The sequence below is a fragment of the Variovorax sp. J2L1-78 genome (assembly GCF_030317205.1).
GTDB classification, from domain to species: domain Bacteria; phylum Pseudomonadota; class Gammaproteobacteria; order Burkholderiales; family Burkholderiaceae_C; genus Variovorax; species Variovorax arabinosiphilus.
This window is the reverse complement of record NZ_JASZYB010000004.1, coordinates 754,970-765,627: the sequence shown is the minus strand read 5'-3', so window position 1 is coordinate 765,627 and position 10,658 is coordinate 754,970. Positions and strand designations below refer to the sequence as shown.

The window sequence follows — 10,658 nt, the reverse complement described above, 5'->3', positions numbered from 1 at the left end:
CAGCACCTCGCCGACCACGGCCGGGTCGATGCCGGCGCGCTCGACGGCGGCCTTGATCGCGGCGCCGCCGAGGTCATGGGCCGCGAGGGAAGAAAAGTCGCCCTGGAACGCACCCATGGGGGTGCGGGCGGCGCCGACGATGACGATGGATTCGGACATGGTGGTCTCCAGAGGGATGAGGACCTACTTCTGGGGCAGGCGCACGGCACCGTCGAGGCGGATGACTTCGCCGTTGAGCATGTCGTTCTCGATGATGTGCCTGGCCAATTCGGCGTAGTCCGCAGGACGGCCCAGCCGAGAAGGAAATGGGACGCTGGCGGCGAGCGCATCCTGAACTTCCTGAGGCATGCCGAAGAGCATCGGCGTGCCGAAGATGCCCGGTGCGATCGTCATGTTGCGAATGCCACTGCGCGCTAGGTCGCGGGCGATCGGAAGCGTCATGCCCACGATGCCGCCCTTGGACGCGCTATAGGCCGCCTGGCCCATCTGCCCGTCGTAGGCCGCCACCGAGGCCGTCGAGATCAGGACCCCGCGTTCACCCGTCGGCTCCGGGTCGTTGCGGCTCATCGCAGCCGCGGCCAGGCGGATCATGTTGAAGCTGCCAATCAGGTTGACCGTGATCGTCTTGCTGAATGAAGCCAGGGCATGGGCGCCGTTCTTCCCGACGGTCTTTTCCGCCGGTGCAATGCCGGCGCAGTTCACCAGACCGAACAACGAGCCCAGCTTTTGCGCGGCCGCCACGACGGCGAGGCCGTCGGCCTCCAGCGTCACGTCGCATCGGACGAACAGGCCGCCGATGTCCAGGGCGACCGCTGCGCCTCTGTCGTCCTGCATGTCGGCAACGACGACCCGGGCGCCGTTCTCCGCGAGCATCCTCGCCGTTCCTTCCCCCAGGCCGGACGCGCCGCCGGTCACGATGAAAACCTTGTCGCTGATCCTCATGTCTTTTCTCCGATGATCGCCGCCTGGCTGCCGGTCTGTTGGCGCAACAGGAACTTTTGAATCTTCCCCGTCGCGGTCTTCGGCAGCGTCGTGAACACGACGCGGCGAGGGCACTTGTAGTGCGCCAGCCGTTGCCTGCAGAACGCGATGACGTCGGCTTCACTGATCGGCTGCGCCCTGGGCTTGAGTTCGACGAATGCGCACGGCACCTCGCCCCACTTGAGGTCGGGATGCGCCACGACCGCGGCATAGAGAATCGCTTCATGCCGATGCAGCACGTCCTCCACCTCGACCGAGGAGATGTTCTCGCCGCCCGAGATGATCACGTCCTTCGAGCGGTCGGTGATCTGGAAATAGCCATCCGGATGCACCACCGCGACATCCCCGGTGTGGAACCATCCGCCTTCGAAAGCCTGCCGCGTCGCGGTGGGATTCTTCAGGTAGCCGGTCATCACGGTGTTCCCACGAACGACAAGCTCCCCCGCCGTACGCCCGTCCTTGGGCACGGGGTGCATTGTCTGTGGGTCGACCACCTGCAAGCCTTCGAGGGCCGCGGCGCGCACGCCCTGGCGCGCCTGAACCCTTGCGCGTTCCGCACCATCGAGCTCGTTCCAGCCGTCCTGCCACGCGCAGCTCACTGGCGTTCCGCTGATCTCCGTGATGCCGTAGACGTGGTCGACCGCGAACCCGAGCGACGCCGTGGCTTCGAGCAGCGTGGCCGGTGGCGGAGAGCCCGCCGTAAGCACCCGCACCGACACCGGCAGGGCACGACGCTCATCGTCGCGCGCATTGGCCAGCATGCCCATGACCGTGGGCGCAGCGCAGAAATGATCGACCTTGTGCGCGGCGATCGCTTCGTAGATTGCCGCGGCGCTGACCTTGCGAAGGCAGACGTGCGTGCCGGCGGCGGCTGTGATGGCCCAGGTGAAGCACCACCCGTTCGCATGGAACATCGGCAGCGTCCAGAGATAGACGGGGGCCTTGGGAACCGCCCAGTCCGTGAGCTGGAGCAGGCTCATGAGATAGGTGCCGCGATGGCTGGGGACCACGCCCTTGGGGTCTCCCGTGGTGCCCGAGGTGTAGTTCAGCGCAATCGGATCCCACTCGTCGATGGGCCAGACGCCTTCGAAGGCACTGTCGCCTTCGGCCAGCAGCGCCTCGTAGTCGAGCACGCCCACGGCTTCGTTGCGCGGACCCTCCACGTCGTAGATGTCGATGAGGATCGGCGGATTCGGCAGCTTGGCCACCGCCTTTTGCGCCATGGCCGAATGCTCGCTGTCCACCAGCAGGATGCGTGAGTCGCTGTGCTGGAGGATGAAGGCGAGGCCATTGACATCGAGCCGTGAGTTGATGGCATTGAGCACAGCGCCCGACAAGGGCACGCCGAAGTGCGCCTCGAGCATGGCCGGGGTATTCGGCGCCATGACTGAAACCGTGTCGCCGCGGCGAACACCACGCTGGACCAGCGCCGATGCAAGACGATAGCAACGGGCACGCGTTTCGGCCCAGGTTTGCCGGTAGACGCCTTGGATGATGGCTGTGCGTTCGGGGTACACGTCCGCTGTGCGGTCGATGAAGCGCAGCGGAGTGAGCGGAACGTAGTTGGCTGGCGTGCGTTCCAGCCCTTCCTTGTAGATGCCGGCGGCCATCAGCGCTGCTCCACACGTTGATTCTGATGGAAGGTGGTGAAGCTCGCGACCGGTTCGCGTTCCGTCGCCAGGGTGTTTTCGGCGCGCGACATGTCGGCGTAGCCGAGGCTCATGCCGCAGACCAGCATCTGGTCGTCGGGGATCCCGAGTTCTTCGGCGATGACGCGATGGAATTTGGTGAACGCGACCTGCGGGCAGGTGTCGAGCCCCCGGGCGCGTGCGGCGACCATGACGCTCTGAAGGAACATGCCGTAGTCGATCAGGCTGCCCTGTTCCATCGCGCGGCTGACCGTGAAGAAAAGACCGATGGGCGCATCGAAGAACCGGTAGTTGCGCCCATGCTGCGCGTGCATGCGCTGCTTGTCGCCTTTCTCGATGCCCAGGAGGCCGTACAGGTCCCAGCCGACCTTCCTGCGCCGTTCCACGAAGGGCGACGTCCATGTCACCGGGTAGTAGTCGTAGGGCTCGCGCAGCTCTGCCGTCTGCGCCGGGTCGGCGTCGATCTCGGTGATGCGCTGGCTGAGCCGTTCCTTGGACTCGCCGCGCACGACGTGTACATGCCAGGGCTGGGTGTTCATTCCCGATGCGGCGTACGACGCGACCTGCAGGATGTCGCTGATCTGCGCGTCCGTGACGTCCTTGGTCTGAAAGGCCCGTACGCTGCGGCGTGTCGTGATGGCCCAGTCCACTGCGCGTTGCAGATCCTGGTCGTTTCCGATCGGTGCGTCGGACATTCGATTCATAGAGTCTCCAAGTTTCATGGCCGTGAGGGACGTTCCGCTTCAGGACCCTCGTCCGCATTACCGATGCTAGGAGTCGAGAGGTCATGCGAATGTCGGGCAGATGACACTTGCGGCCAGATCGCTATCGGATCTGGTCGACTGAGGTTTGCCCCCGTTGCCCTTCTGGGTGTCAGCCATGAGAATCATTGGTTTCGGGGCCGTTGGAAAAAGCCGAATGACTGAGCCCGGTCGATTGACAAACTTTTTGCTTGCGTCCAGCTGGAGCGCTGGGCTAACCGAGATTCAGTTGAATCGCGTGCGAAGAGACGCGTTCTTGCGCGAGTACCAGGCGGGCGCAACGGTGTGCACCCGTGGCCAGCCTGCGATTCATTGGATGGGCGTTGTGGCCGGCATGCTCAAAGTCGACAAGGTCGCAGAGGATGGACGTAGCACGACGTTTGCCGGGGTGCCCGCAGGCGCCTGGTTCGGTGAGGGCGCCGTCATTAAGGGCGAACTGCGGCCCTATGCGGTCGTCGCCATCCGGGACAGTGGGGTGGCGTTCCTGCCGCGCGCCACCTTCCAGTGGCTGATCGACGACAGCTCGTTCTTCAGCCGGTGGGTGATCGACCAACTCAATGCGCGTCTGGCGCATTACGTCTCGCTGGTCGAAACCTCCAGATTCCAGGAAGCGACGGCACGCGTCGCGTTCTGCCTCTCCGAGCTGTTCAATCCCCAGCTATTTCCGACGACCGCCAAGCAGCTGGCCATTTCGCAAGAAGAGATCGGCCGGCTGAGCGGATTGGCGCGGCAGAACACGAACAAGGCCATTCGCGAACTGGAAGACGCCGGTTTCCTTCGAAGCCGCTATGGGACCATCGAGGTGCTGGACTTGCCGGGACTGCAGCACTTCGCACGCACGGCTTGAACCGTCGGGCTGTTAGACGGGCGCCCGCAGGTCTTCAATGACCAAGCCATCGTTGGGCAGCGTACCGGGGCCGACGAACTCGACCTCGCATCGCAACTTGGTCAGCTCGCGAACCGTACGCGCGAGATTCAAGCCGAGTTCGTCGTTTGCGCTCGCACATTCCGCGTGCAGACACATGGCGTCGGGTTCCCAGCTGGTGCTGCTGCTGCCCCCGATCACCAGCCTGAGCCGCAGAAGCTCGCGGTGGCGGCGAGCGACCTCGGCGATCTGCTCCGGCCCGACGAACATGCCGCGCACCTTGGTCGTCTGGTTGGCGCGCCCCAGCCAACCCCGGATGCGCGCGTTGGTCCGGCCCGAGGCGCAGGGCCCGGGCAAGACCGCAGACAGGTCTCCGGTGCCGAAGCGGATCAGCGGATAGTCCGGGTTGAGCGAGGTCACCACGACCTCGCCGACCTCGCCCTCCGGCACGGGGTCGCCGGTGCCGGGCCGGACGATCTCGACGATGATCCCCTCGTCGAGCACGAGGCCCTCGCGGGGCGCGGTCTCGTAGGCGATCAGTCCGACGTCGGAGGTCATGTAGCACTGGTATGCGTCGACCCCGCGTTCGCGCAGCCAGTCCCGTGCCACCGTCGGGAACGCCTCGCCCGACACCAGCGCTTTCGCGAAGGGCATGCGCGTTGCGCCTTGTGCGGCTGCGCGCTCGAACAGTACCTTCAGAAAGCTCGGTGTGCCCACATAACAGGCCGGCTGCAGGTCCAGGATGGCCCGCAGCTGGAGGTCCGTGTTGCCCGTCCCGCCCGGGAACACGGAGCATCCCAAAGCCAGAGCACCGGCTTCCATGATCGCGCCGGCGGGCGTCAGGTGGTAACTGAAGCTGTTGTGGACCAGGTCACCGGGCTGGAAGCCCGCGGCGAACATCGCCCTGGCGCTTCGTTCGAAATCGCCGCCGTGGCCTTCCGGCTCGTACAGTGGGCCAGGTGACTGGAACACCCTGCGCACGCCCGACCTGACGCTCGCCCCGTGCCATCGGATCGCCGCGAATCCAGCGAATGGATCGACCGGGGTCCGCCGGGACTGCCGGCTCATGAAGCCCTCATGTTTGCGAAGGACTGGAAGCGCCGCCAGCGCGGCGCGGCTGGTGACTTGCTGCGGGGAAACGGCGGCGAGGATCTCCGCCATCGCCGGGGCCTGTGCCTTGGCATGCGCGATCTGCCGCGGCAGGGCCGCCAGCAAGGCGCGCTCTCGTTCGGTCGGCGAGCGGACGTCGAGCGCGTCGTAGTATTTGTCGGCCTCGTGCCGTGCGCGAGACCCTTTTGCGCCGGCTGCCATGCCTTGTCCTTTGTCGTTCATGCCAACCATCTCTTTCTGCGCTTGTAGCTCTTCACGTCGCGGAAGCTCTTGCGGTCGGCGCCGCCGACGCCGAGGTAGAACTCCTTGACGTCCTCGTTTTCGCGCAGGCCCTTGGCCTCGCCGTCCATCACGACGCGGCCGTTCTCGAGGATGTAGCCGTAGTCGGCGAAGCGCAGCGCCATGTTGGTGTTCTGCTCGGCCAGCAGGAAGGTCACGCGCTCCTTCTCGTTCAGGTCCTTCACGATCGCGAAGACCTCCTCGACGATCTGCGGCGCCAGGCCCATCGACGGCTCGTCGAGCAGCACCATCGTCGGGTTGGCCATCAGCGCGCGGCCGATGGCGCACATCTGCTGTTCACCGCCCGAGGTGTAGGCCGCCTGCGACGTGCGGCGCGTCTTCAGGCGCGGGAAGTAGGCGTAGACTTTCTCCAGCGTCTCGGCCACCGCCGCCTTGCCGTCGGTGCGCGTGTAGGCGCCGGTCAGCAGGTTGTCCTCGATGCTCAGGTGCGCGAAGCAGTGGCGGCCTTCCATCACCTGCACCAGGCCGCGCTGCACCAGCGCCGAGGGCGTGAGCGCCTCGATGCGTTCGCCGCGCAGTTCGATCGTGCCCTTGGTCACGGCGCCGCGCTCTCCCGCCAGAAGGTTGCTCACCGCTCGCAGCGTGGTGGTCTTGCCCGCGCCGTTGCCGCCCAGCAGCGCGACGATGCCGCCTTCGGGCACCGTCAGCGACACGCCCTTGAGCACCAGGATGACGTGGTTGTAGATGACCTCGATGCCGTTGACCTCGAGGAGAGGGCGGGCGCGTTGGGCCAGTGCGGTGTCTTGCTGCTGTGCGCTCTCGGTCGCCGTCATGGTTCGCCCCTTCAGCTCTGGCACGCTTCGGGCGTGCGTCGGGTGATCTTCTTCTCGGCCGCGTACTTGTCCGCGGCCGACTTGATCATCGGCCGCAGGATGGACATGTCCGCCTCGATCGGGTCGCTGATGAACGACCACTTGGTGCCATCCCAGGTCTGGGCCCGGGCGGTGGCCGTGCCCATGTGGTCGCTGCACGACGTGCTCATTGGGCTCTTGAGCTTGCCGAAGCCCAGGGTGTCGAGCCGCTTCTGATCCAGAGCGAGGTTCTCCAGCCCCCAGCGGACCTGCTCGCCCGTCATCGGCTTGCCCTTGCCGAAGCGCTCCTGCGCTCGGCGCACGGCTTCCACCGTGATCATCGAGATGATCATTCCGTTGTTGTAGAGGATCGAGCCGACTTCTTCCTTGGGGCCGCTGCCCTGGCCCTTGGCATGCACGTATTTGAGGATCTCTTCGGTGACCTTCGTGCCACCCAGCAGGTTCTGCATGTTGATGGCGCTGTACCCCTTCGCGCCCATGCCCACGTCCTTCACGTCCGGCTCGGTGCCCGACCAGTAGACGCCGACCATCTTCTCGCGTGGAAAGCCGGTGGACTGCGCTTCCTTCAACGCCGTCGAGTTCATCACGCCCCAGCCCCAGAGGATCACGTGGTCGGGCCTCGACTGGCGGATCTGCAGCCAGGTCGCCTTCTGCTCCACGCCCGGCGCGGTGACCGGCAGCAGTTGCAGCTCGAAACCATGCATGCGTGCGCGTTCCTGCAGGACCGGAATGGGTTCCTTGCCGTAGGGCGAATCATGGTAGGCGAAGGTGACCTTCTTGCCCTTGAGCTTGTCCAGGCCGCCCTCCTTGCGCCCGAGGTACTGGACCAGGATGTCGGCCGCGGTCCAGTAGGAGCCTGCGATCGGGAAGTTCCATGGGAACACACCGCCATCCGCCGCTTCGGAGCGGCCGTAGCCCGGCGTGATCAACGGGATCTTGTCCAGCGGCGCCTTATCGGTGAGCGCGAAGGTGATGCCGGTGGCCTGCGGATCGAAGGCCGTGGCGCCTGTCGGGCCCTTGGCCTTGAGGCGCTCGTAACATTCGACGCCGCGGTCCGTCGCGTAGCCCGTTTCGCACTCCTCGTAGGTGAGCTTCACGCCGTTGATGCCGCCGTCGCGCTCGTTGACCAGCTTCAGGTAGTCCTGCTTGCCGTTCGCCCAGGGCGTGCCGCTGGGCGCATACGGGCCGGTGCGGTAGACGAGGAGCGGGATGAACTGCTCCTTGGCCAGCGCTGCGGCGCCGCCTGTTTGTGCATGACTCTGCGCTGCGCAGAGCATCCCGAGTGCCAGCGCCAGCGGGAGGGTGAAGGTTCTCTTGATCAGCATTTTGAGTCTCCGGTTGTGTTCGCGAATTGGTCAGTGGGGGAAGGGCCACAGCCTCAGCTTCTCCTTCACCGTCGCCCACATACGGGCCAGTCCGTGCGGCTCGACGATCAGGAAGAAGACGATGAGGGCGCCGAAGATCATGGCTTCGAGATGGGAGGCCAGCGTGACCGGGATCTGCACGCCGAATAGCATGGGCAGCTGGCTCAGCAGCAGGGGCAGCAGCACGATGAACGCCGCGCCGAAGAAAGCACCGACGATCGAGCCCAGGCCGCCAATGATCACCATGAAAAGCAGCTGGAACGAGCGATCCACGCTGAACGCCGCCGGCTCCCAGCTCCCGAGGTGGATGAAGCCCCACAGCGCGCCGGCGACACCCACGATAAAGCTGCTCGCCGCAAAGGCCGTGAGCTTCGCGTACACCGGGCGAATGCCGATCACCGCCGCCGCGACGTCCATGTCGCGCATGGCCATCCACTCGCGCCCGATGGCGGCTCGCACGAGGTTCTTCGCCATCAATGCGAAGGTCGCCAGGATGGCAAGACACAGCAAATACTTCTGGACCGGCGTCTCGATGGGCAGGCCGAAGACCTGCAGGTTGCCGACGCTGACCGAGCCCGATGCGGAGTAGTTGGTGAACCAGCGGATGCGCAGGAACGACCAGTCGACGAAAAACTGTGCCGCCAGAGTAGCGACCGCGAGGTACAGCCCCTTGATCCGCAGGCTCGGGATGCCAAACAGCACACCCACGATGGTGGCGCAGAGCCCGCCGACGAGCAGCGAGAACACCAGCGGCATTCCTTCGATGCGCGCCTGCAGGTTGTAGGCGGCGTAGGCGCCCACGGCCATGAAGGCGCCGCTTCCCAGGGAGATCTGCCCGCAGTAGCCGACCAGGATGTTCACCCCGATCGCCGCCAGCGACAGGATAAGGAACGGGATGAGGATGGCGCGAAGCCAGTATTCCGATGCGACCAGCGGCACTGCGACGAACACCAGTGCCAACACGCAGAACATGAACGCCCGGTCCTGCGAGAGCGTGAAGATCTGCTGGTCCGCCTTGTAGCTGGTCTTGAACTGACCGTTTTCGTTGTAGATCATGCGGAGCCTCAGACGCGATCGATGATTTTTTCGCCGAAGAGTCCTTGCGGACGCACCAGCAGGAAAAGAAGCGCCAGTACGTAGGCGAACCAGATCTCGATGCCGCCGCCCAGCAGCGGCCCGAGGTAGATCTCGGACACCTTCTCGCCCACGCCGATTAGCAGGCCGCCGACGATCGCGCCCGGTATCGAGGTGAGCCCGCCGAGGATCACCACCGGCAGTGCCTTGAGTGCGACCAGGGACAACGAGAACTGCACGCCTAGCTTGGAGCCCCAGATCACGCCGGCGACGAGCGCCGCGAACCCTGCCACCGACCAGACGATCACCCAGATACGGTTCAATGGAATGCCGATCGACTGTGCCGCCTGGTGGTCGTCGGCCACGGCGCGCAGGGCGCGGCCCGTGTCCGTCTTCTGGAAGAACAGCGCCAGCAGGATCACCAGCACGATCGAGATGCCCGCGGCGACGAGGTCCTCCTGGCTGACCAGCAGTCCACCTTCGAAGGTGCCTTGAAACGCCATCAGCGGATCCTTCGGCATGCCGACGTCGATCTTGTAGATGTCGCTGCCGAACAGCGTCTGGCCCAGCCCATCGAGAAAGTAGGCAATGCCCAGCGTGGCCATCAGCAGGGTGACGCCCTCCTGATTGACCAGGTGGCGCAGCGCCAGGCGCTCGATGAGCCATGCGACGACGACCATGATCACCATGGCCGTGAGGAAGGCCAGCAGGTTCGCGAGAAGCAGGCTCTCGAAGCCGAACCACAACGGATACCAGGCCGAGAAGCGCGCCATCGCGAGCGCCGCGAACAGCACCATAGCACCCTGCGCGAAATTGAACACGCCCGAGGCCTTGTAGATCAGCACGAAGCCGATGGCGACCAGCGAATACAGCATGCCCGCCATCAGGCCGCCGATGACGGTCTCCAGAAAAAATGCCATGTCTATGCTTCCTGTTGGGCGCCGAGATAGGCGCGGATGACGTCTTCGTTCGCCATGACTTCGTTGGGCGTCCCGTCGCCGATCTTCTTGCCGTAGTCGAGGACGACAACGCGGTCGCTGATGTCCATGACCACGCCCATGTCGTGTTCGATGAGGACCACCGTCACGCCGAGTTCCTGATTGACTTCGAGGATGAAGCGGCACATGTCCTGCTTTTCCTCGACGTTCATCCCGGCCATCGGTTCGTCGAGCAGCAACACCTTGGGCTCCATGGCCAGCGCCCGGCCCAGATCGACGCGTTTCTGCAACCCGTAAGGCAGCTTGCCGACGGCTGTCTTGCGGTACGGCTGGATGTCGAGGAAATCGATGATCTCCTCCACGCGCTCGCGATGCGCCAGTTCCTCACGCGCCGCTGGCCCCCAACGCACGGCCTGCAGCAGCGGATTCACCGTCATCTTCAGGTTGCGGCCGGTCATCAGGTTGTCCAGCACGCTCATGCCCTTGAACAGCGCCAGATTCTGGAAGGTGCGCGCGATGCCCATTTCTGCCACCTGGCGCGAATTCATGTGGCGGAAGGTGCGGCCCTCGAAGGTGATCGCGCCTTCCTGCGGCTGATACACGCCGTTGATGCAATTGAGCATCGAGCTCTTTCCCGCGCCGTTCGGCCCGATGATGGCGCGGACCTCGTGCGCGCGCACGTCGAAGCTGATGTCCGTCAGTGCCTTCACGCCACCGAAGCGCAAGGTGATGTTGCGCACGTCGAGCAAGGACTTCGCGTTGGCGTTTGTCGATTTCGAAGCGGCTCCTGCCGGCATCGTCATC

General features: G+C 64.9%; 11 protein-coding genes. 1 reads left to right on the top strand and 10 read right to left on the bottom strand.

All coding sequences use genetic code 11. The features are described 5' to 3' along the window. From QTH86_RS26300 to QTH86_RS26285, 4 genes are all read right to left on the bottom strand, one after another. On the bottom strand, positions 1-159 hold a 159-nt coding region (locus tag QTH86_RS26300), incomplete at its 3' end, for a thiolase family protein (RefSeq protein WP_506555349.1). Positions 160-183: 24 nt separating this feature from the next. Beyond that, positions 184-942, bottom strand: coding sequence for a 3-hydroxyacyl-CoA dehydrogenase (locus tag QTH86_RS26295; protein ID WP_286649106.1), 759 nt, complete (start codon positions 940-942; stop codon positions 184-186). Further along, the gene (locus QTH86_RS26290) at positions 939-2,591 is read right to left on the bottom strand and encodes an AMP-binding protein (RefSeq protein WP_286649105.1); all 1,653 of its coding nucleotides are present in this window, start codon (positions 2,589-2,591) and stop codon (positions 939-941) included. Before QTH86_RS26290 ends, QTH86_RS26295 begins: the two co-directional genes overlap by 4 nt. Then, a complete protein-coding gene (locus QTH86_RS26285; RefSeq protein ID WP_286649104.1) occupies positions 2,591-3,334 on the bottom strand; it encodes a nitroreductase in 744 nt (247 codons plus the stop codon). The genes QTH86_RS26290 and QTH86_RS26285 overlap by 1 nt, the downstream gene beginning before the upstream one ends. A 313-nt stretch (positions 3,335-3,647) precedes the next feature. On the opposite strand from QTH86_RS26285, the gene QTH86_RS26280 reads away from it, so the two are divergent. Next, positions 3,648-4,238 carry a Crp/Fnr family transcriptional regulator gene (locus QTH86_RS26280; RefSeq protein ID WP_353506001.1) on the top strand — a complete coding sequence of 197 codons (591 nt, stop codon included), beginning with the start codon at positions 3,648-3,650 and terminating at the stop codon, positions 4,236-4,238. Between the two features lie 12 nt (positions 4,239-4,250). Here QTH86_RS26280 and QTH86_RS26275 read toward each other — a convergent pair whose 3' ends face one another. The 6 genes from QTH86_RS26275 to QTH86_RS26250 form a co-directional block, all read right to left on the bottom strand. Next, positions 4,251-5,567, bottom strand: coding sequence for a phenylacetate--CoA ligase family protein (locus QTH86_RS26275; protein ID WP_286649137.1), 1,317 nt, complete (start codon positions 5,565-5,567; stop codon positions 4,251-4,253). Between the two features lie 17 nt (positions 5,568-5,584). Beyond that, a complete protein-coding gene (locus tag QTH86_RS26270) occupies positions 5,585-6,439 on the bottom strand; it encodes an ABC transporter ATP-binding protein (protein WP_286649102.1) in 855 nt (284 codons plus the stop codon). An 11-nt stretch (positions 6,440-6,450) separates the two neighbouring features. Continuing rightward, a complete protein-coding gene (locus QTH86_RS26265) occupies positions 6,451-7,755 on the bottom strand; it encodes an ABC transporter substrate-binding protein (protein WP_286649136.1) in 1,305 nt (434 codons plus the stop codon). 78 nt (positions 7,756-7,833) lie between these two features. Continuing rightward, positions 7,834-8,898, bottom strand: a complete 1,065-nt coding sequence (locus QTH86_RS26260) for a branched-chain amino acid ABC transporter permease (protein WP_286649101.1) — start codon at positions 8,896-8,898, stop codon at positions 7,834-7,836. A gap of 8 nt (positions 8,899-8,906) precedes the next feature. Beyond that, entirely contained in the window at positions 8,907-9,836 is a 930-nt protein-coding gene (locus QTH86_RS26255; protein WP_286649100.1) for a branched-chain amino acid ABC transporter permease, read from the bottom strand. Positions 9,837-9,838: 2 nt separating this feature from the next. Then, positions 9,839-10,651 carry an ABC transporter ATP-binding protein gene (locus tag QTH86_RS26250; protein WP_286649135.1) on the bottom strand — a complete coding sequence of 271 codons (813 nt, stop codon included), beginning with the start codon at positions 10,649-10,651 and terminating at the stop codon, positions 9,839-9,841. Positions 10,652-10,658 lie beyond the last annotated feature (7 nt).

Bases quoted from the DNA above. Each gene is read 5' to 3' on its own strand.
- QTH86_RS26285 (WP_286649104.1), bottom strand. From the start codon at position 3,334: ATGAATCGAATGTCCGACGCACCGATCGGAAACGACCAGGATCTGCAA.
- QTH86_RS26250 (WP_286649135.1), bottom strand. From the start codon at position 10,651: ATGCCGGCAGGAGCCGCTTCGAAATCGACAAACGCCAACGCGAAGTCC.
- QTH86_RS26255 (WP_286649100.1), bottom strand. From the start codon at position 9,836: ATGGCATTTTTTCTGGAGACCGTCATCGGCGGCCTGATGGCGGGCATG.
- QTH86_RS26265 (WP_286649136.1), bottom strand. From the start codon at position 7,755: ATGCTCTGCGCAGCGCAGAGTCATGCACAAACAGGCGGCGCCGCAGCG.
- QTH86_RS26290 (WP_286649105.1), bottom strand. From the start codon at position 2,591: ATGGCCGCCGGCATCTACAAGGAAGGGCTGGAACGCACGCCAGCCAAC.
- QTH86_RS26260 (WP_286649101.1), bottom strand. From the start codon at position 8,898: ATGATCTACAACGAAAACGGTCAGTTCAAGACCAGCTACAAGGCGGAC.
- QTH86_RS26275 (WP_286649137.1), bottom strand. From the start codon at position 5,567: ATGGCAGCCGGCGCAAAAGGGTCTCGCGCACGGCACGAGGCCGACAAA.
- QTH86_RS26270 (WP_286649102.1), bottom strand. From the start codon at position 6,439: ATGACGGCGACCGAGAGCGCACAGCAGCAAGACACCGCACTGGCCCAA.
- QTH86_RS26295 (WP_286649106.1), bottom strand. From the start codon at position 942: ATGAGGATCAGCGACAAGGTTTTCATCGTGACCGGCGGCGCGTCCGGC.